Origin of the sequence: Halarcobacter mediterraneus (assembly GCF_004116625.1) — a bacterium.
Classification (GTDB): domain Bacteria; phylum Campylobacterota; class Campylobacteria; order Campylobacterales; family Arcobacteraceae; genus Halarcobacter; species Halarcobacter mediterraneus.
This window is the reverse complement of sequence record NZ_NXIE01000003.1, coordinates 415,124-439,959: the sequence shown is the minus strand read 5'-3', so window position 1 is coordinate 439,959 and position 24,836 is coordinate 415,124. Positions and strand designations below refer to the sequence as shown.

The window sequence follows — 24,836 nt, the reverse complement described above, 5'->3', positions numbered from 1 at the left end:
TTTATTTAAATGGTCCTATTTTATATAGAACCTCTTCTTCATGTTGATTGTTGAAATCTTCTTTTGTAAAAAATTCACAACTAGTCATTTGCGTTTCATAATGTTTTGCAACTTTTTCAAAAACTCTAATTGAAGAATTGTTACTAGGAGAAACAGTTGTATGTAAAAACTTAATATTTAATTCCTTCCTTTGAACAATATCTAAAATCAATCTCCTTGCAAGATCATTTCCCCTAAAGTTTTCATCCACTGCAACTTGCCAGATAAAAAGAGTATTATTTTCATTTGGTATCATATATCCAGAAACAAAACCTATTACTTCTTCTTCACAAATTGCAACAGAACATAAATTAGAAAAATGTGTAGCTTGTAATAGATATAAATACTCAGAATTCACATCCAACACCTTAGTACTCTTTACTAATTCATGTATTTTTTTACCATCTTGTTTTCTTGGTTTTCTAATACTTATGTCATCTCTCATTAATTTTTATCCTTTTCACTTTATATATTTTACATATTAAATGTGTTTTTTTTACATAAAGTTTGTAAAAATATAACATATCAAACTTATAAATAACTTAGAGTAGTTTTAAATATTGCCATTTTTCTTGTAATCTTTTTGTAACTATTCTTTCTTTTTTATCTTTTTTTAATTTTATGCATTAAGACACAGTTAAGAAAAAATAAATATTATTATCTTTTGGGCTTTATTAAAGTTCATGAAATTAATCAAAAAGGGGAGAAGATGAAAAAGTTTATTATAGCTTTGTTCTGTTTATGTAGCTTTTCTTATGCTACAGAGTATGATCCAATAAGAGGGGAAATGCTATCTTTATCATGTGCTTCATGTCATGGAACAGATGGAAAATCTAAAACTATTACTCCATATATTGCAGGTATGAGTAAAACAGGAATGTATCAAATCCTATTAGACTATAAATATGGGAAAAGAGAAGGAACAATGATGCAAAAGCATGTAAAAGGTTTCTTAGATGAAGAATTAGAGCAAATTGCTTATTATTTCTCAAAAGTTCAAAGATAAAAGGATAAACAATGATAAATAGAAGACATTTCAATAAAATACTTGTAGGTTCAGTAGCTTTATCTTTTGCTGCTTGTAGTAGTATAACTTCGGTATCTCTTCCAACAGATAAAAAAAGAGTTGTAATTGTAGGTGGTGGCTTTGGTGGAGCAACAGCTGCAAAATATTTAAAAAAATTTAGTCCTGAAACAGAAGTTATCTTAATTGAGCAAAATAAAGAGTATTATACTTGTCCATTTGGAAATACTGTTATTGCAGGGTTAAATGATATAGAATATATAAAACACAATTATAAAACTCTTGAAAGTAAATATAAAATAAAAGTTATCCATGAAAAAGTAAAGAAAGTAGATGGAGAAACAAATACAGTAATTCTTGAAAATGGAGAAAAAATTGCTTACCATAGAGCAATTGTATCCCCAGGGATTGATTTTAAATATGAAAAAGGTTATGTAAAAGGTTCAGAACAGTATTCACCTCATGCATACAAAGCAGGAGCACAAACTTTACTATTAAGAAAACAATTAGAAGAGATGAAAGATGGAGGAACATATGTAATGGTTGCTCCAGCAAATCCTTTTAGATGCCCTCCTGGACCATATGAAAGAATCTCTTTAGTAGCTAATTATTTAAAGAAAAATAAACCAAACTCAAAAATCATTATTCTTGACCAAAAAAATAAATTTTCTAAACAAGGTTTATTTCAAGAAGGTTGGGAAAAACTTTATAAAGATATGATTGAATGGAGAAGTGCCGAATTTGGTGGAGAGGTTTTAGAAGTAGATCCCAAAAATAGAATCATAAAAACAGAAGATGAAGATGTTAAAGCTGATGTTCTAAACTATATACCAAACCAAAAAGCAGGGAAATTAGCTTTTGATTCAGGATTAACAGATGGAGACTGGTGTCCTGTTAATACAAAAACTTTTGAATCAAAACTTATAAAGAATATTCATGTTATAGGAGATGCATCAATTGCATCAAAAATGCCGAAATCAGGTTTTTCTGCAAATTCTCAAGCAAAGATTGCAGCCTTACAAATTGTAAGACTATTAAAAAATAAAGATATTGTAAATCCTCCAAAGCTAGCAAATACTTGTTATAGTTTAATTGCTCCAAACTATGGAATTACAGTAGCTGCTGTTTATGAAGCCCATGAAGATGGAATAATTGCTGTTCCAGGTGCAGGAGGACTAAGTCCTATGAATGCTGATGAATCTTATAGAATACAAGAAGCTGAATACGCTGTTGCTTGGTATGAGAATCAAATGGCAGATATTTTCTCTTAACTATCTCACCTACTGTAAGATAAGCTCATCAAGGGCTTATCTTACAGACTACAAGAAAATCAAAGTATCTTTTAAGTATAATCCCAAGAATTAACATCTACAATTAGGAACTTACTTAATGAATATAGATTTAATAATGCAAAATATTTTAAATCCACCTATTCTCTTTTTCTTTCTAGGAATGCTAGCTATTTTTTTTAAATCAGAATTGTCTATTCCTCAACCTTTACCAAAGTTTTTTTCACTTTTTTTATTAATTTCAATTGGACTTCATGGAGGGTATGAATTATCTAAAAGTGGTTTTGATTTATATGTTTTTAAAGCTCTATTATTAGCAGTATTTATGGCAATTCTTGTACCTATTTATAGTTTTTTTATTCTTAAAATAAAACTTGATAACTATAATGCTATTGCAGTGGCTGCAACTTATGGTTCAATTAGTGCTGTTACTTTTATTACAGGTATTACTTATTTACAAACTATTGGTGTTGAATATGGAGGTTATATGATTGCTGCAATGACTCTTATGGAGTCACCTGCAATTGTTATAGGACTTGTATTTGTAGCCTTATTTACAAAAAAAGATTCTGAAGAAAAAAAGAATACAAGTTGGCTTGAAATTTTTAAAGAAGCTTTTTTAAATCCATCAGTATTTCTTTTAATCGGAGCTTTAATAATAGGTATTGTCACAGGAGAAAAAGGTTGGAACTCAATGGAGCCACTTTTTGGTGCCTTATTCAAAGGAATTCTAGCTTTCTTTCTTCTTGATATGGGACTTGTTGCAGCAAAAAGAATTTATGAACTTAAAAAACTTGGTTTCTTTTTAATAGGTTTTGCAATTATAATGCCAATTATTAATGCATCTCTTGCAATGAGTTTTGCATATTTCTTTGATTTATCTAAAGGCGATGCATTTCTTCTATCACTATTAAGTGGTAGTGCCTCTTACATAGCTGTACCTGCAGCAATGAGATTATCTGTTCCTGAAGCTAGTCCTAGTATCTACCTTCCTTTAAGTTTAGCAGTAACATTTCCATTTAATATATCTTTGGGAATACCACTTTACTACTATTTTATAAATATTTTGTGGGGTTAATAATGGAAAATATGAAAAAAGTTGAAATCATAATTGAATCAGTTTATATAAATAGACTATTAGATTTATTTAAAAACTATGAAATAAATGGATATACAATTATTAGAGATATTGAAGGGTGTGGAGGTCATGGTCTTAGAACTGCAGATGAAGTAACTGATGTTTTTAGTAATAATTATATATTTACAGTATGTACAGATAGTAAATTTGAAGAAATAAAAGAAGAAATTAGGGCTTTTACTAAAAAATATGGTGGTAAGTGTATTGTTTCTGATTCAATGATGCTTTTATAAAAATTAATTTGGAGAAATAAATGGATAAGAACTTTAACTATTCTAGTTTAAAATTAGGAATTATTGGTGGGGGACAATTAGGAAAAATAATGTCTCAAAAAGCAAAAAAAATGGGATTTCATGTAACAATTTTAGACCCAACTTTTAATTGTCCTGCTGCACAAGTTTCAGATAACCATATTATGGGTGGATTTCATGATAAAAAGAAACTTGAACAATTAGTAAAAGAGACTGATGTTACTACTTTCGAACTAGAACATGTTGATACATCAATATTAAAAGAGCTTTTTGATCAAGGCTATAATATTCATCCTTCCCCATATGTAATGGAATTAATCCAAAATAAATATGAACAAAAAAAACTTCTTGATGAAAGAGGTATCCCTGTACCTGCTTATAAAGATGTAAAAACAAAAGAAGATTTAGCAGCATTTGGTTTTCCAGTAATTCAAAAAGCCAAACTTGGTGGTTATGATGGTAAAGGGGTTCAAATGCTAAAAACTCAAGAAGAAGCAAATACAATTGCCCTTGAAACAGAATCTTTTATAGAAGAGTTAGTTGATATTGATAAAGAACTTGCAATTATTGTTGCTAGAAATATTGAAGGTGAAATAAAATGTTATCCTGTAGTTGAAATGCTTTTTGATGAAAGAGTAAATATCTGTGATTCAGTTATGGCTCCAGCAAGAATTTCAAAAGAAATAGAAGAAAAAGCCATTAAGATATCAACTGAATCAATTAAAGCCTTAGATGGTGTTGGTATTTTTGGAGTTGAACTATTTTTAAATAAAAAAGGTGAAGTTTTAGTAAATGAAATTGCACCAAGACCACATAATTCAGGACACTATACAGTAGAAGCCTGTGCTACATCACAGTTTGAGCAAATTATCCGTGCAGTTACAAACTTGCCATTAGGTTCTACAAAACTAATATCTCCAGCAGTTATGGTAAACTTGCTTGGAGAAGAAGGTTATGAAGGAGAACCCTTTATAGAAGGTATTCATGAAGCACTTGAAATTCCTGAATTATCTTTTCATTTTTATGGAAAATCAATTACAAAACCATTTAGAAAAATGGGACATATTACAGTTTTAGACGATAATATAGATATTGCTTTAGAAAAAGCCAATAAAGCAAAAAACATTTTAAAAATAAAAGGGAGTAAGAAAATATGAATAAGCCACTAGTTGGAATTATTATGGGAAGTGATTCAGACCTTCCAGTTATGAAAGCAGCAGCACAAATGTGTGAAGAGTTTGGAATAGAGTATGAAGTATCAATTGTTTCAGCTCACAGAACTCCAGAAAGATTAGTTAAATACTCAAAAGGTGCAGAAAAAAGAGGACTTAAAGTTATTATTGCAGGTGCAGGAGGAGCAGCTCATCTTCCAGGAATGGTTGCCTCATTAACAGCTCTTCCTGTAATTGGAGTTCCTGTTAAAGGCTCTTCTTTAGAAGGAATGGATTCACTATTATCAATTGTTCAAATGCCAGGAGGAGTTCCTGTTGCAACTGTTGCAATTAATGGAGCTAAAAATGCTGGTATTTTAGCTGCTCAAATGATTGGTATAAAATCTAAAGAAATTAGAAAAAAAGTATCTAAATACAAAAATAAAATGCTTGATGAAGTTAATGCTAAAATAGAAAAACTAGAAGATATAAAATATGAAGAATATTTAAAAACAATGGGTAAATAACCCCATTGTTAATCTTCTATATTCATTATTAGAAGTTTTATATTCTTTTTCTCTTGTATTTCTTGAAGTTTTAATCCTGAAATTTGCATATCCATAAACTCACTATGGTTCTTTATATTATTTTTTGCAATTTCTTGTAAAAGTTTCCCCCTATAAAATTTTGCCCAATGAGAAACTACTTTTCCATCTTTTATAAACTTAAAAGTTAAAACATTTGCTTTTTTTACCTTATAAAACTTTTCATAAAATCCAGCTCTTAAATCAATTACTTCTTCTTGTACAAACTCATCTAATGCATCTGTAAAATTATCTAAATAAAATTTTTCTACATTTATATTGGGAAGTTTTGCACCTTGTTTGTATTTATAATCAGGAATCAAATCATTTGCTTTTATTGGTCCAAAAAGATTTGAGAATAATAATACATTTTCATCTATATATTTTTGTGCATTCTTATCCAAAGAATTATAAGCTAATGCATCAAAGGCTACTCCCTCATATCTAGTGATTGCTTTCATTGTAGGCTTTTCTTTTAAACTTTGTTTATACTTTTCTACTTCATCTAGTTTTTTTAAACCAAACCACTTTGATAACTCTTCTATTGTAGAGTTTAAAACAAAGTCTTCATAAATATTAAAAATTTCTTGTCTTTTTTCAAATAACTCTTCTAAAAAGAAGTTTTGTTTACAAAAAGGTTTATTTTCTCCTCCACTATTTTTAGTTTCGGCAGGTGCTAATAATATTTTCATATTCTCTCTTTATTTTTCTATATTTTTATACTATTAATGCTGATTATTCAATAAATTCACCACTACGGTATAACCAATTATCTCCAACTTTTACAAATTTACTTTTTTCAACAAAAGAAATATCAATTGCACCTTGAAAAATAGTTGCTTTAAAAGTAACATAAGCTTCCGTATCTCCATCAATAAACTCTAAGATATCAAGTTTTTTGAATTGGCTATGATCAAAAAAATCATGTATTGAATCTTCCCATGCTTTAATATTTGTAGTATACTCAGGATTTTCGTGATGAGTAGTTTTAATTATATAGTTTGCATCACAAGCTGCAAAAGCACTATATCGTGATTTCATTAATTCTAAAGGGTTAGGTAGTTTTTCTCCAAAATGAAATATTCTACAACATTTTTTAAACTTTTTTTGACTTCCACATGGGCAGAAAGAGTTTCCTGATATTTTCATTTCCTACTCCTTTTTTTATATTTTAGCAAATTTTATAAAGAGAAGGAAATAAAAGTTAGTGAAGTTTCACTAACTTTTATATTAATTACTTTTTGATTTCACTTCTAAATTGTTTTTTATGTTACTTATTAATACTTTTCCAAAACCTTTTAAAGTCATCAATTCCTCAGGCTTATTGATTTTTTGTTTTTTTCTATAATCAATTATCATTTGAGCTTTTTTTTCTCCCACTCCTTTTATGTTCATCAATTCAGCTTTTGTAGCCGTATTTAAATCAATTGCTGCAAATAAAAAAGCACAACTTAACATAAGACCTAATAAAATCTTCTTCATCTTAACTCCTTTTAATTATAATTTATAATGAAATTATATATTAATAATATTAAATTTTATTTAAGCCATTAGTAAACTATAATTTCAAATATACTAAAATCTTCTAAATAAAAAAAAGGGTTAAGACATGGAACAAATTCCACTGGAGTTAATTTCTAATTTTCTTTCATTAATTATTCTTATAATGATTTTTGTAAAATATTATCAATATAAGAAAAAACTTGAGGTGTTAAAAAAGTTAGATGAATTAAAAACATCAAAAAAACTTACAAGTGAAGATAAATCTTTTATAAAATTAAATTTGAAAGATTATCAAATACTTATTGTGAAAGATGAACAAAGATTAAAACTAGTATATCCCGTTTTTATTCTTATTGCAGGTATTTTATTAGCCTTTTTAGACTTTAAAGAAGCCTTGATTCATTTAAATGTAGTTATTGTTGCTTATATTTTACTACAAATCAATAAGATTCATAATAAAAACTTTGTTTCCTTTCTAACAGAGTTAAATAAGGACTTAGATTAAATTTTTTAATCTACTTCCTTTATCATTTAGGACTACTTCAAATTCACACTTATATAAACTATTTGACTTTAAAAACTCTATCAAAAAAGCAATTGTTCTCTCATAATCTTTACAATAAATATAAAATTCAAATAAACCTTCACTTATATTTACAGCAGATAAAAAGAAATAGTGTTCTTCTTCATATTTTAAAATATGATTTTGTTCAAAAGCAGTAAAGAAAGATAAACATGAAGGGTCAGGGAACATAATATCATCTGCAATATGGTAATGATGTTTTACAATCAATAAATCTTTTAATTCTTCATCTAAATAAGCCTTTCGAAATCTTAATAAACTATTTATATTAGAAGTATTTTTTAATTCCCACTCTTCATTATAATTTTCTACCATATTATCTCTTTTTTATTTTCTTTTTTTAGAATTTTATTTACTTCACTAAAATGTTTACATCCAAAAAAGCCTCTATATGCAGACAGAGGGCTTGGATGAGGAGCTGTTAATATATGATGTTTTGATTCATCAATTAATTTTCTTTTACTAATTGCAGGACTTCCCCAAAGTAAAAATATTACTCCTTCACAATTTGAAGAAATATATTTTATTATATTATCCGTGAAAATTTCCCATCCTAAATTATGATGAGATTTAGCTTTTGATTCTTCAACTGTTAGAATTGCATTTAAAAGTAAAACCCCTTGTTTTGCCCAAGGATTTAAATCACCATCTAAACAAATAGAATCTTTTTTTAAATCAGCTTTTATCTCTTTTAAAATATTCTGCATTGAAGGAGGGTTTTTTATATTACTTGGAGTAGAAAAAGCCAATCCTTGCGCCTGTCCTTGTCCATGATAAGGATCTTGTCCCAAAATAACTACTTTTAGATTTTCTATACTTGTTTTAGAAAATGCATTAAAAATCAACTCTTTGGGAGGGAAAACTGTTGTTGTTTCATATTTTAAATCAATTACTTTTTTTAAACTTATAAAATACTCTTTATTTTTCTCTTTTTCAATCACTTCTTTCCAACTATCCATATCTATCCTTCAAATAAAAAAGGTATTATTACAAATAAATATTAAAATATAAGAATTTATCTTTTTTATATATTCTATTGATAAAATTAAAAAATAAAAAGGAATTTAATGAAAAAGCAAGGTGTTATTTTTGATTTAGATGGAACGTTAATAGACTCTTTAATGGATATTGCTCTTTGTACAAACATAGTATTAAAAGAGTTTGACCTTCCTGAGCATCCCCTTGAAGAATATAAGTATTTTGTAGGAGGAGGAGCTGATATTTTAATAAAAAATGCCCTTCCAAAAAATAGTGAAAATGAACTTGCAAAAAAAGTCTTAAATAGATTCAAAAAAGTTTATGACCAAGAAATTCATCATAATACAAAACCTTATGAAGGTATTTATGAACTTTTAGAACTTTTAGATAAAAATAAATACCAAGTAGGTGTATTATCGAACAAACCCCATGAATTTACAATAAAATATGTAAAAGACTTTTTCTCAAAATATTCAAATATTATTGAAGTTCATGGTTCAAAAGAAAATGTTCCTAAGAAACCAAATCCACAAGCAGCAGTAGAAATTGCAGAAGCTTTTAATCTTAAATGCGAAGATATCTTTTTTGTAGGAGATAGTGATGTAGATATGAAAACAGCCAAAAACTCAAAAATGAAAGCTGTTGGTGTATCTTGGGGATTTAGAGGAACAGATGAGTTAATAGAAAATGGAGCTGATTATATTGTAAAAACCCCTTTAGATATTTATAATTTATTAAAGTAAGTTTTAAAACTTACTTTTTTTCTCTAAACCCTAACTTCTCTAAAATACTCATAGGGCTAGTATTATACTTTTCACTTAGTAACTTGAATTTATCATCTTTTTTCGCTTCAATTCCTAAATTTTCTAATTTAGAAATAAACTCTTGAGTAGAAATATTTAAAGATATAGCAACATCTTCAATACTTTTTTTCCCTAATCCTGATAATTGTACAATTTTACCTTCAACTCCAAAATTCTTTTTTAATAAGTTATAAATAAATTGAGGACTAAGTTTATTATTCTGAGCTATTTGCTGTAAACTTTGTGTTTCAATAAAGATAATATTATTAGAAGATAAAATTTCTTTACTTTTCTCTAAATCAAAATTTAATTTTCTACAGAAATCTTTAAATGATGATAGTTCTGCATGGGAATATGGAGCTAATCCATACTCTTTTTCCCAAGAATTTTTTATACTTTCTCCAAAATTTAGAAAACTAGAAAAAGGAGGCAAATAAGATAAAGTACCAAAAATAAATAAGATAATTAAAAAAATGGCTACGAACATCTCTTTTGTGAAAAAAACCATTTGCCTTGTTTTATTTTTCATATAACTTGTAAGAGGTTTCCAATTATAAAAAATATGAAAAAGAGTCATTGCTATAAATAAAACCATAAAAGTAGAATGGATTTGAGCTGAACTCTCTTTTGTTAAACCTAAAAAATACCAATTAGACCAGTTTGCAACTCTTCCTGGAGGTGCAATAAAAAGAACAATTCCAGTATAAGTCATAACAAGCATTATCCATAACATCGTTAATGAAGTGACTTTTTTAAAACTCATTTCCATTCCTTTATATTTAAATAAATTTACTATACATCTAGTTCAAAGAAAGTTTCATTTATCTTTTCATACTCTGCAACAGAGCATGTAATTTTAATTGCATTATCATAGTCTTCAAAGTATTCTTTAAATAACTTTTTTAATTCTGTGATATTTGCTGTTCTAAAAATAAAAAAACCCAAAATATCTTTATTTCTTTTTCCGGCTTTCTCAATTCCAAAACTATCAAACTTCCAATCAACACCTCTTGCATAAAAAAATACTTCTTCAAGTCTTTTTTCTAACTCATCTCTTACAGTGTTATTATACTCTTTTAAGTGAACATAAAAAGCTACATTTACATTATATTTTTCTTGTATTAATTTTTTTTCAAATTTTGTTTGGGCTTCTCTCATTAAATCTGTATTATCCATACTTTTTCCTATTATTATAAACTAACTGTATAATTATAATATATAAGCATAAAGAAAAAGTAAAAGTATCTATAGTTTTCTTGATTTATAACCTAAATTTATAATAATCATAATAGATATTAAGTAAATATTAAGTTGAATATAAATAACTATTAATTATAATCTAGAAGAAATAAAACATAAGGAAAACTAATGAAACTAAAAATGATTCTACTTTCAATTTTTGTTGCAGGTTCAACACTTTTTGCAACAGACTTTATAAGTTATGAAAAACTAAGTTCTCAACTAAAAGATGCAAATAAAAAAGCTGGAACTTATGCTACTACAGAAGATGTAAAAAAAGCTTTAAATTCAAAAGATTGGTTAGTTGCAGATGTTAGAACAATGGAAGAGTGGTCAGCAGCACATATCAAAGGTGCAGTTAGAATTGGTAGACAAGCACCAGAAAAGGGTTTAGCACTTCACGCACTTGATATGGATGATAAATTCATCAAGCCAAACTTAATTATTGTTTGTAACTCAGCAGCAAGAGCTTCAATTGAGGCAGAAACTATTAGAAAAATGGGATTTAAAACAGTAAAAATTTATGATTTATACTCTTGGATTGATGAGTGTAATCCTGTTGTTACTAAATATACTGTTAAACAAGATAAAGGTGGAACAGGACTTAAATTTGGTAACTTCTACGCAGAACATTGTAAAGATAAAAAATAAAAGATTTCTAAAGGTTTAAACCTTTGGAAATTATTCTTCTAAATTTTTTCTTGCTTCTTTCATTTTTATTTTTGCTAATTCTCGTAAATCTACATTACTATCAAGTTCATCTACAATTTCAGCTCCCAATAAAGACTCTAAAGCATCTTCCAAAGTAACTACTCCTTCAGTTTGTTCATAATTATCTGTAACGATAAAAAGATGCTCATTTTTAGTTAAAAACATATCTATTAATTTAGAAATTGCAATATTTTCATTTACTCTTGTCGCAGGTTTAATTAAGTCCTCTTTGTTTTCATATTTATTTTCCAATAATTCATGAAAATACTCTTTTGAAATAAGAACACCTACAATATCATCTATTCCTGAATCATACACAGGTACTCGTGAATACTCTTTAAATTTATTCAAATCACAATATTTTCTATTTTCAAAACTTTTAAAAAAATCTTCTTTTTGGACTGCAAAGACTACACTTCTTGGAGTAAAAATATCTTTAACTTTTATCTCATTTAATTTCAAAAGATTTTCAATCATTGCACTTTCTTTTACTCTAAGAATTCCTTTTCTCTCTGCAATATTTGCTGTAGCTATAATCTCATCTTTTGTTATTGTTTCTTTTCTTTTAGGTGTAATATAGGTTGTGATTTTATTCATTATCAGTAAAATTGGATAAGTTATTATTACTAAAAATCGAATAACTCTAGTGGAAAAACCAGCAAAAGTTTTCCAATAGTAAGCCCCTATAGTTTTAGGAATAATCTCAGAAAAAACTAAAATTAAGATTGTTAGAATAGCTGAAATATAAAACATATACTCTTCACCAAATACCTTTGCAGCTTCTGCTCCAACACCTGCAGCACCTAAGGTATGAGCAAAAGTATTTAAAGTTAAAATTGCAGCTATTGAAAAATCAATATTTTTCTTTTGATTTTCCATCAAAAGACCTAGTTTTCTTTTTTCTTTTTTTACTATTTCAATATGAGATACTGTTATTGATAATAATACAGCCTCTAAAATAGAGCATAAAAATGATACTCCAACAGCAATAAGAAAATAGATTAACATCAACATTATAAATTATCCTAAAATTTTTAATAATTATATATAAATAGAAGTAAATTTAGCATATATTTTATTGAAGAAAATTATATATTCTTCATATTTAAATAAAAACCTTAGAATAGACTCTAAGGTTTTATAAGAAGCTAAACAGCTTTTTTTATCTGTTTTTCATTTTCTAGGTAGTTTCTACAATCTATACAGTACATTGCATGAGGTTTAACTCTAAGTCTTTTCATTGTAATTTCAGAATCACACATTTCACATAAGCCAGTAAATTTCCCACTATATATTTTTCTTAACGCATGGTCTATTAATCTTAACTCTTCAAGTTGTTGTTTTTTGATATGAATATCTGTACTATAATCTCTACTTGCAGCAGCAAAGTCACCTTCATCATTTAAATCCATCTCACTTAAATTTACATGTTCATTTGAAAGATTATTTAAATTACCTTCAATGATTGCTTTATTTTTTAGTAAAAGTTCTTTTATCTCTTCTATTTGTTTTTTATTTAATTCTCTTCCCATTTTTATTTCCTATAAAAAATTTGTGTAATATACTATAGGGCAACTTAGTTGCAAATAAATAGCATTATTATATTTTTTCATTTAAATTTAACAAAATTTTGAAAGTATCATATCAAATAAAGTTATTTTCTTGTTTAGCCAACTGGTTAGAAATTATACATTCTCAATATATTTATCTTCTAAGTATCTTAATGTATAATACTTTTTATAAACAAAATAAAACCTTGGAAATATAATGAAAATATTATTTATTATACTTATGTTTTTTTCTTTTTTTACTCAAGTTCTTGCAAAACCAGTATTTTTGACAGAAGAAGAAAGAATATTTATAAAAAAGAATCCTTTAGTAAAAATTGGATTAATGCCTGATTTTGCACCTTTTTCATATTATACAAAAAATACTCCTGTTGGGTTTGAGCATGAATTATTAAATATTTTATCAGAAAGAACAGGATTAGTTTTTGAAAAAACAATAGCAAAATGGACTACTATATATACTGCCTTCAAAAATAAAGAGCTTGATGTAATTACAAGTATTTCCCATAAAAAGTATAGAGAACCCTTTACAAACTTTACAAGTTCTTACTATGATATTCCTATTATGGTTTTTGTTAGAGATGATTTTGGAGAATACCTAGGAATAGAAAGTTTAAAAGGAAAAAAAGTAGGTGTTTTAAAAGATGTTTTCTATATTGAAGAACTGAAAAAAGTGGGGAATATAGATTTAGTTTATTATGATACATATGAAGCTTTAACAAAAGATTTAGTTTTTGGTAAAATTGATGCCTTAATGCAAAATCTTACAAATATAAACTATTTCATCAAAAAAAACTTATACTCTAATATAAAACTTGCAAGTGAACTAATCTTACCAAATACAAAAAAAGAAGATTTAAGGCTAGGAGTAAACCCTCAAAAACCTCTCTTAAAATCAATATTACAAAAAGCTTTAGACTCTATTACAAAAAAAGAAAAAGAGACATTAGTAACAAAATGGATTGGTTCAATAAAAGAGTATAAAGGGGGACATGTTGAACTTGATAAAAATGAAAAAGCTTATTTAAATACAAAGACCATAAAATATTGTATAAATCCTGATGGTTTACCTTTTGAAGGATTGAATGAGAATAATGAACACTCAGGTATAAGTTCAGACTATTATACTTTATTTGAAAAAATTTTATCTGCTAAATTTCAACTTGTAAAAACAAATAATTGGAATGAATCAATAACTTACATAAAAGAAGGTAAATGTGATATGTTAGCGCTTAGTATGGAAACTTTTGAAAGAAAGAAGTTTCTAAACTTTACAAGTAGCTATTTAAATGTTCCTTTGGTTGTAGCTACAACAGTTGATGTACCATTTATAAACCATATTTTAGATTTAGAGGGAGAAAAAGTAGGAATTATCAAAGGTGATGCCTTTGTTAAAATTTTAAGACAAAAATATCCTTCACTTGATTTAATAGAAGTTGAAGACATAAAAGAAGGTCTAGATAAAGTAAAAAGTGGCGAGCTTTTTGGATTCATTGATACTCTTGCTAGTATAGGATATGAGTTTCAGCAAAAATATTTTGGAGAATTAAAAATAGCAGGTAAAATAAATGAAACTCTAGATTTATCAATGGCTGTAATAAAAAAAGATGAAACTCTCTTTAATATATTACAGAAAGCTATAAATAGTATGACAAACGAAGTTCATAGAGAAATATTCAATAAATGGCTACCCATAAAATATGAAAAAGGTATTAATTATAAATTAGTTTGGAAAGTTGGAATTGTTTCATTGATAATAATTCTTTTAATAGGATATTGGAATAGAAAGATTATAAAAACAAACAAACTTTTAGAAAAAGCTCAAAAAGATATTAAAGAAAAAAATAAAGAGTTAGAAAAACTTGCAACAACAGATAAATTAACAAAACTATACAATAGAAGAAAAATTGAAGAACTTTTAGAATTTGAACTATATAGAAGTGAAAGATTTAATCATTCTTTTGGCTTAGTAATAATTGATATTGATAACTTCAAAGAAGTTAATGATATTTATGGTCATCAAACAGGAGATAAAGTACTAGAAGAAGTTGCAACTATACTAAGCACAAATAGAAGAAAAACAGATTTTATAGGAAGATATGGAGGAGAAGAATTTATAATAATTTGTCCTGAATCAAATTTAGATGGAGTATTAAATCTAATGGAAAACCTCAGAAAAAAAATATCTGAATACTCTTTTTATAAAGTGCAAAATAGAACTGCCAGCTTTGGAGTAACAATATCACAAGAAAAAGACACTATTGAATCTCTTTTAAAAAGAGCGGATATAGCACTTTATAGTGCAAAAAATAGTGGTAGAAATAAAGTTGAGTATAAATAATTTTACTCTTCTTTATACTCTCTTAAAAAACTATGTATTGTATTATCTGTGATTTTATTTTCAAAGTAAATGATTTCTTTACTTTTTACATCAATTGCTGCACAGTTGTTTGTACCACAAGAAATTAATAAAATTTTACCTACTCCCTCTTTTGTTAATAACTCACTCTCTTTAATTTGATTACTCTCAATCTTAGTTAATAACCTATGAGCTTTTTTTTCACCCTTTTTCTCAAAATATATCATTGTGAAAACTACAACTAAAGTAATTACAAATACTTTTAATATAAAAATTATTACCCTATCTAAATAACTTCCAAAGCTAAGAGAGATTCTTCTTTTTTTTAATTTTTTATTAGCTTTATTTTTTTTATATTTCACAAATAACTTTTTAGTTTTATAAAACCTAAATATAATTATTAATGAAACTAAAACTACCCCTGTAAATATAATTAAAAGAGGGAAAAAGAAAACTCCAGAAATCAAAATTGTTTCTGCCAAAATAAAAATAGAATGATACAAGATTTGCTCAGTATTTCTTATAATAAAACTAGGTTCTACACCTAATGTAAGTAAATACTCATTAAAAAAAGCAATACTAACTGTGTACATAAAAGAAGCACAAAGAGTAATTACCATCGCCCAATCTAAAGCTCTATTCATTATTTTACTCCTTTATATATTTTAATTTTTTGCCAATGATTTTCCAGCTAAATATCCACTTGCCCAAGCAAATTGTAAATTATAACCACCCCTATTTCCGACTATGTCTAAAACTTCTCCTGCTAAAAATAGATTCTTACACTTCTTGCTTTCAAAGGTTTTTTCATCAACTTCATCAGTTCTAATTCCACCACCACTAGCCTCAGCATGTTTAAATCCTTGAGTATCAATAATTTTCATTCTTAAGTTTATAAGAGTATTTACTATGGCTCTAATATTTTTTGCATTTATATCTTTTGCCTTCGTTTCTTTATTTACTTTAATTACATCTAATATAACAGAAGCTAATTTATTAGAAACTATTCCACTTAATAAATTTTCTAAATTCTCATTAGGTAAAGATTTTATCAAAGACTCAAGCATTCCTAAAACTTCATTTCGACTCTGTTTAGGAAATAAATTTATTGATATTTGAATATCTTGATATAACTTCATTGGATAAACAGCATATTGAGAAATATCTAAAATTGCAAAACCAGAAACTCCATATTTAGTAAAAAGAACATCACCTTGAATCTCATTTTCTTTTTGTCCATCAACATATAAAGTTACTTGTGATTCTTTTTTTACACCTTGAAGTCTTGTTTTATACTCAAAATCTGTTTGTAGTCCTACTAAAGAGGGGTAAGTCATATTAAAAGTGTGCCCAAAAGTTTCTGCAAGATTAAGACCAATTTCTGTTGAGTTTAACTGTGGAGCTGCTGCAAGCCCTGAACTTATTAATACCTTGTCATAGTTTTCAAACTTTTTATCTTCCGAATTTAGAATAAATTTATCATTTATTTTTTTTATATCTAAAATCTTTGTACTAGCTATAAAATTTATTCCCAAACTTTGTATTTGAGACTGTAATAGTTTAATTACTGATTTAGCCTCATTTGATAAAGGATAAACTTTCCCATCTTCTTTTATATCAAGTAATAATCCAATAGATTTTGAGAATTTCTTAAAATGACTAAAATCAAATTGAGATAAACAAAAAGAAACAAAAGAAGAATTCTCTCCTATATAATTTTCTACCTGTGCATTTATATTCGAAATATTACATCTTCCATTTCCACTTGCAAGTATCTTTTTTCCTATTGCAGTATTTATATCAAAGATATCTAGTTCTACATTTTCATCTACTCTTTTTGCAGTAATTGCTGCTATAAGTCCAGCAGCTCCTGCCCCAATAATAGCTATTTTCAATATTGCCCCTCTTTATAAATCAAAAATAAGTATACTAAAACTCTGCTTTTTATTTGAAAAGTAAAGTTTTAAGATTCTCTATTTATAAGTTCTTATAATTAAATAAGCAATGATAGAAATACTAGTTATACTAATTCCTATTGGCAAAAATGAAGAAGAATGAAACATTAATGCAATTGAAGAAATAATTGCACCAAGTCCAAACTGTAAAACTCCAACTACTCCAGATGCCACACCAGCATTTTTTTGAAAATGTTCCAAAGCTAAAGCCATACAATTACCAAATACAAATGCCATCATACTCATATATCCAGCCATTAAAAGCATAGTTATAATAATATTTTGATCTTCATACGTTATTATCCAAAGTATTCCCATAAGAATTTGAACTAATACACTTGTTTTAATTATTCCTAAAGCACTATGTCTTTTCAAAAACCAAATATTAACCCTAATCATTGAAATTAAAATTACAAAATTAAAACCAAAGAAAAAAGGGAAATAGTCTGTTGTTACTCCATAGTGTTCAATAAAAATAAAAGAAGACTTTGCAATAAAAATGAAAAAACCAGAAAAGCCAAGAGCTAAAGTTAACATAGCTTTCATTGCTGTTTTATGAGTAAGTACTGTTTTATATGATTGATATATACTTTGCTTTACATAAGTATAGCTTTCATCTAAATCCTTATATACAAGAAAGGCTATAAAAAGTGCATAAAAAGTTAGAAAAATAAATACTGCTTCCCATGAAAAGAAATGTATTATGAATGAGCCAATTGCAGGAGCTACAAGTGGGGCTATACTTCTAATAGTTCCTATCAGAGAAAATACTTTTGCAGCTTCTTGTCCATGAAACTTGTCTCTTACTACTGCCATTGCATTTACTACGACAAGTCCACCAAAAAATGCTTCAAAAAATCTAAATATCCACAATTCATAAATATTAGTACTAAATACTATCACAAAACTAAAACATGCAAAACCTAAAAGTCCTATTATTGAGCTTTTTCTTCTTCCTATTCTATCTGACATAGGACCCCCAAAAACCTGCCCCACTGAAAAACCAATTAAAAATATAGATAAAGTTAACTCTATTTTTTCTATAGAAACATGAAAGGCATCTGCTATATCTGGTATTGAAGGTATATAAGTATCTGTTGCAATAGGTGCAACTGAAGATAGTATTGATAAAAGAATTATCAAATATATATGATTTATTGCTTTTTTCATAATAATTCTTGATTTATATTTATTTTATTCAATAATCTAAAGAATTATTTAAGTCTATTTCCATTTAAATTACCTTTTAATTGTATATACAACTATTACACATTCTATCTTATTATTTTATTAATTTTACTTTACTTTTATTGTTATGTAAAAAGCTCAAGAATAAATAAAAGAATTTCTAAAATTCTTTTTTAAAAATATTATTTAGAAACAAATCTCTATGATTTTTTATAAATGTCGATTATACGTATATTTTAAAGATTCTTTAAATACTATACTAATTTAATAGACTTTAAAAAAGAACCCTTATTTATACTATATTTGAGTAATCATAATTAAAACACTTGACATTAATTAAAAAATAGTATACAATTTCATCACATATAAAATATAGATATCAAAAAAAGGAAATAAAATGCAAAAAGAAACAATTGCAGTACATGGAGGTTACAACAACAAAGAAGGTTGGGGTACGATGTCTGTTCCAATTGCTCAAACTACAGCATATGCCTTTAGAGATGCAGAGCATGCAGCAAATTTATTTGCACTAAAAGAGTTAGGTTCTATTTATACAAGACTTACGAATCCAACTACTGATGTATTAGAACAAAGATTTGCACAACTTGAAGGGGGTGCTGCTGCAATTTGTACAGCAAGTGGACAAGCTGCAATTTTTTATTCAATTGCAAATGTTGCCGAAGCAGGAGATAATATTTTAATCTCTGATAAACTTTATGGTGGAGCAGTGACTTTGCTTACACATACAATTAAAAGATTTGGTATAGAAGCAAGAGTTTTTAGAAATTCTGATGCAAGTAATTTAGAAGAACAAATAGATGATAAAACAAAAGCTATTTTCTTTGAGTCTTTATCAAATCCACAAATTGCAATTGCAGATATTGAAAAAATTGTAGAAATAGCAAAAAGAAATGGTGTTTTAACTATTTGTGATAATACAGTTGCAAGTGCAGCATTATTTAATCCAATTTCTTGGGGAATAGATGTTGTTGTTCATTCAACTTCAAAATATACAAATGGTCAAGGAACAGCTGTAGGTGGAATAGTAGTAGAACGAGATGGTTTAAATGAATTCTTTAAAGAAAACTCAAAAAGATATTCACATTTTGTTGAACCAGATGAATCATATCATGGTTTAGTTTATGTGGATGTTCCACTTCCAAATTTTTGTTTAAGAATTAGACTAAACCTTTTAAGAGATATTGGAGCAACTCAGTCTCCACATAACTCATGGTTACTATTACAGGCTATTGAGACTTTAGATATTAGAATGGAAAAACACTCTAATAGTACTCTAGAAATTGCAAAATTCCTAGAAAAACATCCAAAAGTTAAGTCTGTAAATTATCCAGGGTTAGAATCAAATACAGATTATAAAAAAGCTCAAAAATATTTTAAAGATGGTAAAGCATCAGGTCTTATATCTTTTGAAGTAGCTTCATATGAAGAAGCAAAAAAAGTTATTGATGCTGCAAAACTATTCTCTGTAGTTGTAAATATTGGTGACTCAAAATCACTTATTGTTCACCCAGCTTCAACTACTCACTCACAATTAAGTGAAGAAGAGTTATTAAAAGCTGGTATAAATCCTACTACAGTTAGGTTATCAATTGGATTAGAAAATCCAAAAGATTTAATTGAAGATTTAGAACAAGCATTAGCTTAAAGGAAAAAGATGCCTTTAATTTCATCCAAAGGTGTATATGGGTTAACAGCCATGTATGAGTTAAGTAAACATGATGGAGAGTCTCCCATGCAAATCAAGGAGATTTCTTCAAATGCCAATATCCCACAAAACTACCTTGAACAGTTGCTAGGGAAGTTAAGACGTGCTGAACTAGTAAAGAGTATTAGGGGAGCAAAAGGTGGTTATATTTTGGCAAAAAAGGCTGAGGAAATTTTAGTTAAGGATATTTTAGTTGCTTTAGAAGATGATTTAAAAGTCATTGATAATAAAACAGATAATCCTATCTTAAATATTTTCTTTGATGAAGCAAAAAAAAGAACAAAAAAGATGTTTGATATTCCTCTAACAAAACTAGATGAATATGAAGATAAATATAATGGATTTTTACATTATAGTATATAAAAGTTATTAAATTAAAAAGGATATAAAATGAAATTTGCAAACAATGTTACAGAATTAATTGGAAACACGCCACTTGTAAAACTACAAGCTGCAAGTGAAAAGACTCAAGCTACTATCTTAGGAAAATGTGAGTTTATGAACCCTACTCACTCAGTAAAAGATAGAATTGGAACAAATATGATTAAATCTGCTTTAGAGCAAGGCTTAATCAATGAGAAAACTACAGTTATTGAACCAACAAGTGGAAATACTGGAATTGCTCTTGCTTCAGTTTGTGCAGGTTTAGGAATTAAACTAATTCTTACAATGCCTTCATCAATGAGTATAGAAAGAAGAAAACTATTAAAAGCCTTAGGTGCTGAACTTGTTTTAACAGAACCAGAAAAAGGGATGAAAGGTGCAGTTGAGAAAGCAAATGAATTAGCAGAAAAAACACCTGATTCTTTTGTTCCTCAACAATTTGCAAATGGTGCGAACCCTGATATTCATAGAAAAACAACGGCACAAGAAATATTAAATGATACTGATGGAAAAATTGATATTCTAGTAGCAGCTATTGGTACAGGTGGAACAATTACTGGTATTGGAGAAGTTTTAAAGCAACATAACTCTAATATCCAAGTAATTGCCGTAGAACCTGAAGCATCACCTGTATTAAGTGGTGGTAAACCAGGACCACATAGAATTCAAGGTATTGGAGCAGGATTTGTTCCTGATGTATTAAATACTACGGTTTATGATGAAGTTATTCAAGTAAGTAATGAAGATGCAATTGAAACTTCAAGAAAACTTGCAAAAGAAGAAGGGCTTTTAGTTGGTATCTCAGCCGGAGCAAATGCTTATGTAGCAGAACAAATTGCTTCTAAACCTGAAAACAAAGGAAAAACAATTGTTACTGTTCTTTGTGATACAGGAGAGAGATATCTAAGTGTAGGATTATATGACGATGAGTAAAAACTCATCCTCGTATATCCTTTAATATATGAGGTAAAAAATGGCAGAAAAAGCTTATAGATCAGTTGTAAAAACGGTCTCTTGGCGTACAGTTGGAACACTTGATACAATTATAATTTCTTACTTTATAACTGGTAATTTAACAATGGCAGCTTCAATTGGTTCAATTGAACTTGTTACTAAAATGGTTTTATATTATTTTCACGAAAGAGCATGGAATAAAATATCTTTTGGAAAAACTAAAGAACCTGATTATCAAATTTAAAAAAGAAGATATGCATGAGAATTAATAAATTAAATCAAGAACTTCAAAACTTAAGTGCTGAAGACATAATAAAATACTTTTTAAAAGAGTATAAACAAGATGCTGCTTTATCAAGCAGCTTAGGAGCAGAGGATCAAGTCTTAACAGATATGATTCTAAAAGTAGATAAAGATGCAAATATCTTTACACTAGATACAGGAAGATTACATCCTGAAACATATGATGTTATGGATGCAACAAATCTAAAATATGGTGTTAAGTTAAATGTTTTTTTTCCTTTAAATGAAAAAGTAGAAGAGCTTTATCAAAAACAAGGTATTAATGGACATTTTGAAAGTATTGATAATAGAAAAAACTGTTGTAATATCAGAAAAATGGAACCTCTTAAACGTGCGTTAAAACCTTTGAAAGTTTGGATTACAGGTCTTAGAGCAACACAAAGTGTTACTAGAACTTCAATGAGCGTAGTTGAATATGATGAGAACTTTGAAGTTATCAAAGTTAACCCTCTAATCAACTGGAGTGAAGAAGATGTATGGAACTACATTAAGCAAAACAATGTTCCATATAATAAACTTCATGACCAAGGATATCCAAGTATTGGATGTGCACCCTGTACTAGGCCAGTTAAAGCTGGCGAAGATATTAGAGCTGGAAGATGGTGGTGGGAAAATCCCGAGCATAAAGAGTGCGGATTACACGCAAAGTAGTAAATCATAGATGAACTCAAACTTTTAATTTGAAGGAATCTAAAACAAAGAATTAATGGGACGATATAAAATGAGTGAATTAAAGATAAGTAAGGAAAGACTTACACATTTAAAACAATTAGAAGCAGAATCTATGCATATTATGAGAGAAGTAATAGCTGAATTTTCTAATCCAGCAATGCTCTACTCAGTAGGAAAAGACTCTTCTGTAATGCTACATATTTTACAAAAGGCTTTCTACCCTGCACCTCCACCACTACCATTAGTACATGTTGATACTAAATGGAAATTTAAAGAGATGATTGAGTTTAGAGACAGACGAGCAAAAGAAGTGGGAATGGAACTTATTGTTTACTCTAATCCAAAAGGTTTAGAGATGAACATTTCACCTTTTGAACATGGTTCTGCTTTACATACAGATGTTATGAAAACTCAAGGTTTAAAGCAAATGCTAGATATCCAAAAGTTTGATGCAGTATTTGGTGGAGCAAGACGTGATGAAGAAAAATCAAGAGCTAAAGAAAGAATTTACTCATTTAGAGATGAAAACCATAGATGGGACCCAAAAAACCAAAGACCAGAGTTATGGAATATCTATAACGGTAGACATGTCAGAGGTGAGTCTATTAGAGTATTCCCATTATCAAACTGGACTGAGCTTGATATTTGGCAATATATCTATTTAGAAGAGATACCTATTCCTGATTTATACTTCTCAAAAGAAAGAGAAGTAGTAGAGTATATGGGTACAAAAATCATGGTAGATGATGAAAGAATGCCAGAAGAGTTAAGAAAGACTGCAAAAAAAGAGAAAGTGAGATTTAGAACACTTGGATGTTATCCATTAACAGGAGCAGTAAATAGTGAAGCAACAACTCTACCTGAGATTATTCAAGAGATGTTAGTTTGTACAACATCTGAAAGACAAGGTAGATTAATTGATAGTGATGGTGACGCATCAATGGAGAAGAAAAAACAAGAGGGGTATTTTTAATGGCACACCAATCAGATTTAATTGCTGAAAATATTGAACAATATTTAAAAGAGCATGAACACAAAGAGATATTAAGATTTATTACTTGTGGGTCTGTTGATGATGGAAAGTCAACTTTAATTGGAAGACTTCTTTATGATTCAAAAATGATTTTTGAAGATCAATTAGCATCTATTGAAAAAGACTCTAAAAAAAGTGGTACAACAGGGGATAAAATTGACCTTGCACTTTTAGTTGATGGTCTGGCAAGTGAGAGAGAACAAGGTATTACTATTGATGTTGCCTATAGATTCTTCTCAACTGATAAAAGAAAGTTTATTATTGCAGATACTCCAGGTCACGAACAATATACAAGAAACATGGCTACAGGAGCTTCTACAGCAGATTTAGCGATTATTCTTATTGATGCAAGACAAGGTGTTTTAACTCAAACTAAAAGACACTCTTATATAGCTTCTTTATTAGGAATAAAAAACCTAATTGTTGCTATTAATAAAATGGACTTAGTTGACTTTAGCCAAGAGAGATTTAAAGAGATTAAAAAAGATTATGAAGAGATTATTCCAAATCTTCCTCATAATGCAGATATCAACTTTAACTATATTCCAATCTCTGCATTAGATGGAGATAATATTGTTTCAAACTCTCCTAAATCACCTTGGTATGCAGGTAAACCTTTAATGGAATTACTTGATACTGTTGAAATTCACCATGATGAGAATGATGACTTTAGATTACCAGTTCAATATGTTTCTAGACCTCACTTAAACTTTAGAGGTTTCTCTGGAACTATTGCAAGTGGTACTATTAGTGTTGGTGATGAGATTACAGTTTTACCATCAAGAAAAACATCAGTTGTTAAATCAATTGTTTCAAATGATATAAAAGATTTAAGACCAATTGGAAAAGATGAAGCGTACGAGACTATTGAAACTGCATATGCACCAATGGCTACAACAATTACATTAAAAGATGAGATTGATATTAGTAGAGGAGATATGATTGTAAAATCAAACTCTATTCCTAAAGTTTCAAACAAACTAAATGTAATGGTAGTTTGGATGGATGAAAAACCAATGGAGTTAAATAATAGCTATATCATTAAAAGAGCTACTTCTGTTATAAATGGTTCATTTAAAGCAGTTGAGTTTAAAAAAGATATTAATAGCTTTAAAGAAATCTCTGCTGACACTCTTGAGTTAAATGATATTGCAAAATGTTCTTTGTCACTTGACAGACAAATTGCTGTTGATTCATACTATGAAAATAGACACACTGGAAGCTTTATTATCATCGATAGATATACAAACTCAACAGTTGGTGCTGGGATGATCGTAGATGCACAAGAAAGTCAAGATAATGAAGATCAAACAAGAGACTATACAGAAGCTGAAATAGCTTTAAATAAATATATTAGAGATAACTTCCCTGAGTGGGGATGTAAAGAGATTTTAGGATAAA

The 24,836-nt window shown here is 28.1% G+C and carries 30 protein-coding genes; 17 read left to right on the top strand and 13 right to left on the bottom strand.

Features of this window, described 5'->3' with window-relative positions:
• Position 1: 1 nt before the first annotated feature.
• Positions 2-484 (bottom strand): diaminobutyrate acetyltransferase, encoded by a 483-nt coding sequence (gene ectA / locus CP965_RS09655; RefSeq protein WP_129061885.1) that lies wholly within the window; start codon positions 482-484, stop codon positions 2-4.
• Positions 485-748: 264 nt separating this feature from the next.
• Here ectA and CP965_RS09650 point away from each other — a divergent pair, with 264 nt between their 5' ends.
• The 6 genes from CP965_RS09650 to purE all read left to right on the top strand — a co-directional run bounded on the left by CP965_RS09650 (position 749) and on the right by purE (position 5,419).
• Complete coding sequence (locus CP965_RS09650; RefSeq protein WP_129061883.1) at positions 749-1,045, top strand: c-type cytochrome; 297 nt, start codon at positions 749-751, stop codon at positions 1,043-1,045.
• An 11-nt stretch (positions 1,046-1,056) separates the two neighbouring features.
• Complete coding sequence (locus CP965_RS09645; protein ID WP_129061882.1) at positions 1,057-2,334, top strand: NAD(P)/FAD-dependent oxidoreductase; 1,278 nt, start codon at positions 1,057-1,059, stop codon at positions 2,332-2,334.
• Between the two features lie 118 nt (positions 2,335-2,452).
• On the top strand, positions 2,453-3,430 hold the full coding sequence (locus CP965_RS09640) for a sodium-dependent bicarbonate transport family permease (protein WP_129061881.1): 978 nt from the start codon (positions 2,453-2,455) through the stop codon (positions 3,428-3,430).
• A 2-nt stretch (positions 3,431-3,432) separates the two neighbouring features.
• Positions 3,433-3,723, top strand: coding sequence for a P-II family nitrogen regulator (locus tag CP965_RS09635; protein ID WP_129061880.1), 291 nt, complete (start codon positions 3,433-3,435; stop codon positions 3,721-3,723).
• Between the two features lie 20 nt (positions 3,724-3,743).
• Positions 3,744-4,898, top strand: a complete 1,155-nt coding sequence (locus CP965_RS09630) for a 5-(carboxyamino)imidazole ribonucleotide synthase (protein ID WP_129061879.1) — start codon at positions 3,744-3,746, stop codon at positions 4,896-4,898.
• Entirely contained in the window at positions 4,895-5,419 is a 525-nt protein-coding gene (purE, locus tag CP965_RS09625; RefSeq protein WP_129061878.1) for a 5-(carboxyamino)imidazole ribonucleotide mutase, read from the top strand. The genes CP965_RS09630 and purE overlap by 4 nt, the downstream gene beginning before the upstream one ends.
• Positions 5,420-5,427: 8 nt before the next feature.
• Here purE and CP965_RS09620 read toward each other — a convergent pair whose 3' ends face one another.
• The 3 genes from CP965_RS09620 to CP965_RS09610 form a co-directional block, all read right to left on the bottom strand.
• The gene (locus tag CP965_RS09620; protein WP_129061877.1) at positions 5,428-6,168 is read right to left on the bottom strand and encodes a YaaA family protein; all 741 of its coding nucleotides are present in this window, start codon (positions 6,166-6,168) and stop codon (positions 5,428-5,430) included.
• 43 nt (positions 6,169-6,211) lie between these two features.
• Entirely contained in the window at positions 6,212-6,625 is a 414-nt protein-coding gene (locus CP965_RS09615; RefSeq protein ID WP_129061876.1) for a YchJ family protein, read from the bottom strand.
• Positions 6,626-6,706: 81 nt separating this feature from the next.
• On the bottom strand, positions 6,707-6,958 hold the full coding sequence (locus CP965_RS09610) for a ComEA family DNA-binding protein (protein ID WP_129061875.1): 252 nt from the start codon (positions 6,956-6,958) through the stop codon (positions 6,707-6,709).
• A 127-nt stretch (positions 6,959-7,085) separates the two neighbouring features.
• Here CP965_RS09610 and CP965_RS09605 point away from each other — a divergent pair, with 127 nt between their 5' ends.
• On the top strand, positions 7,086-7,484 hold the full coding sequence (locus CP965_RS09605; protein WP_129061874.1) for a hypothetical protein: 399 nt from the start codon (positions 7,086-7,088) through the stop codon (positions 7,482-7,484).
• Here the strand turns inward: CP965_RS09605 and CP965_RS09600 are convergent.
• On the bottom strand, positions 7,476-7,877 hold the full coding sequence (locus CP965_RS09600) for a DUF695 domain-containing protein (protein WP_129061873.1): 402 nt from the start codon (positions 7,875-7,877) through the stop codon (positions 7,476-7,478). The genes CP965_RS09605 and CP965_RS09600 overlap by 9 nt on opposite strands.
• Positions 7,871-8,521: a uracil-DNA glycosylase gene (gene ung / locus CP965_RS09595; protein WP_129061872.1), complete on the bottom strand. Its 651-nt coding sequence runs from the start codon at positions 8,519-8,521 to the stop codon at positions 7,871-7,873. Before ung ends, CP965_RS09600 begins: the two co-directional genes overlap by 7 nt.
• 108 nt (positions 8,522-8,629) lie before the next feature.
• Between ung and CP965_RS09590 the strand changes: the two genes are divergently transcribed.
• Positions 8,630-9,283: an HAD family hydrolase gene (locus tag CP965_RS09590; protein ID WP_129061871.1), complete on the top strand. Its 654-nt coding sequence runs from the start codon at positions 8,630-8,632 to the stop codon at positions 9,281-9,283.
• A 10-nt stretch (positions 9,284-9,293) separates the two neighbouring features.
• Here CP965_RS09590 and CP965_RS09585 read toward each other — a convergent pair whose 3' ends face one another.
• Both CP965_RS09585 and CP965_RS09580 read right to left on the bottom strand, forming a co-directional pair.
• A complete protein-coding gene (locus CP965_RS09585; RefSeq protein WP_129061870.1) occupies positions 9,294-10,106 on the bottom strand; it encodes a DUF4405 domain-containing protein in 813 nt (270 codons plus the stop codon).
• Between the two features lie 29 nt (positions 10,107-10,135).
• Positions 10,136-10,519, bottom strand: coding sequence for a hypothetical protein (locus tag CP965_RS09580; RefSeq protein ID WP_206732286.1), 384 nt, complete (start codon positions 10,517-10,519; stop codon positions 10,136-10,138).
• A gap of 192 nt (positions 10,520-10,711) precedes the next feature.
• Between CP965_RS09580 and CP965_RS09575 the strand changes: the two genes are divergently transcribed.
• Entirely contained in the window at positions 10,712-11,233 is a 522-nt protein-coding gene (locus CP965_RS09575; RefSeq protein ID WP_129061869.1) for a rhodanese-like domain-containing protein, read from the top strand.
• A 30-nt stretch (positions 11,234-11,263) separates the two neighbouring features.
• Here CP965_RS09575 and CP965_RS09570 read toward each other — a convergent pair whose 3' ends face one another.
• Positions 11,264-12,307 carry a CNNM domain-containing protein gene (locus CP965_RS09570; protein ID WP_129061868.1) on the bottom strand — a complete coding sequence of 348 codons (1,044 nt, stop codon included), beginning with the start codon at positions 12,305-12,307 and terminating at the stop codon, positions 11,264-11,266.
• A gap of 134 nt (positions 12,308-12,441) precedes the next feature.
• Positions 12,442-12,825: an RNA polymerase-binding protein DksA gene (gene dksA / locus CP965_RS09565; protein WP_129061867.1), complete on the bottom strand. Its 384-nt coding sequence runs from the start codon at positions 12,823-12,825 to the stop codon at positions 12,442-12,444.
• Positions 12,826-13,060: 235 nt separating this feature from the next.
• On the opposite strand from dksA, the gene CP965_RS09560 reads away from it, so the two are divergent.
• Positions 13,061-15,202 carry a transporter substrate-binding domain-containing diguanylate cyclase gene (locus CP965_RS09560; protein ID WP_206732285.1) on the top strand — a complete coding sequence of 714 codons (2,142 nt, stop codon included), beginning with the start codon at positions 13,061-13,063 and terminating at the stop codon, positions 15,200-15,202.
• 2 nt (positions 15,203-15,204) lie between these two features.
• On the opposite strand, the gene CP965_RS09555 is transcribed toward CP965_RS09560, so the two are convergent.
• The 3 genes from CP965_RS09555 to CP965_RS09545 all read right to left on the bottom strand — a co-directional run bounded on the left by CP965_RS09555 (position 15,205) and on the right by CP965_RS09545 (position 18,345).
• On the bottom strand, positions 15,205-15,864 hold the full coding sequence (locus CP965_RS09555; protein WP_129061866.1) for a hypothetical protein: 660 nt from the start codon (positions 15,862-15,864) through the stop codon (positions 15,205-15,207).
• 21 nt (positions 15,865-15,885) lie between these two features.
• Positions 15,886-17,115, bottom strand: coding sequence for a BaiN/RdsA family NAD(P)/FAD-dependent oxidoreductase (locus CP965_RS09550; protein ID WP_129061865.1), 1,230 nt, complete (start codon positions 17,113-17,115; stop codon positions 15,886-15,888).
• A gap of 78 nt (positions 17,116-17,193) precedes the next feature.
• Positions 17,194-18,345, bottom strand: coding sequence for a multidrug effflux MFS transporter (locus CP965_RS09545; protein ID WP_129061864.1), 1,152 nt, complete (start codon positions 18,343-18,345; stop codon positions 17,194-17,196).
• 415 nt (positions 18,346-18,760) lie between these two features.
• On the opposite strand from CP965_RS09545, the gene CP965_RS09540 reads away from it, so the two are divergent.
• From CP965_RS09540 to cysN, 7 genes are all read left to right on the top strand, one after another.
• A complete protein-coding gene (locus CP965_RS09540) occupies positions 18,761-20,029 on the top strand; it encodes an O-acetylhomoserine aminocarboxypropyltransferase/cysteine synthase family protein (RefSeq protein WP_129061863.1) in 1,269 nt (422 codons plus the stop codon).
• Positions 20,030-20,038: 9 nt separating this feature from the next.
• On the top strand, positions 20,039-20,452 hold the full coding sequence (locus CP965_RS09535; protein ID WP_129061862.1) for an RrF2 family transcriptional regulator: 414 nt from the start codon (positions 20,039-20,041) through the stop codon (positions 20,450-20,452).
• Between the two features lie 27 nt (positions 20,453-20,479).
• The gene (cysK, locus tag CP965_RS09530; protein ID WP_129061861.1) at positions 20,480-21,406 is read left to right on the top strand and encodes a cysteine synthase A; all 927 of its coding nucleotides are present in this window, start codon (positions 20,480-20,482) and stop codon (positions 21,404-21,406) included.
• 40 nt (positions 21,407-21,446) lie between these two features.
• Positions 21,447-21,671: a DUF2061 domain-containing protein gene (locus tag CP965_RS09525; RefSeq protein ID WP_129061860.1), complete on the top strand. Its 225-nt coding sequence runs from the start codon at positions 21,447-21,449 to the stop codon at positions 21,669-21,671.
• Between the two features lie 14 nt (positions 21,672-21,685).
• On the top strand, positions 21,686-22,381 hold the full coding sequence (locus CP965_RS09520) for a phosphoadenylyl-sulfate reductase (protein WP_129061859.1): 696 nt from the start codon (positions 21,686-21,688) through the stop codon (positions 22,379-22,381).
• Between the two features lie 70 nt (positions 22,382-22,451).
• The gene (cysD, locus tag CP965_RS09515; RefSeq protein WP_129061917.1) at positions 22,452-23,375 is read left to right on the top strand and encodes a sulfate adenylyltransferase subunit CysD; all 924 of its coding nucleotides are present in this window, start codon (positions 22,452-22,454) and stop codon (positions 23,373-23,375) included.
• On the top strand, positions 23,375-24,835 hold the full coding sequence (cysN, locus tag CP965_RS09510; RefSeq protein ID WP_129061858.1) for a sulfate adenylyltransferase subunit CysN: 1,461 nt from the start codon (positions 23,375-23,377) through the stop codon (positions 24,833-24,835). Before cysD ends, cysN begins: the two co-directional genes overlap by 1 nt.
• Position 24,836: the final 1 nt, after the last annotated feature.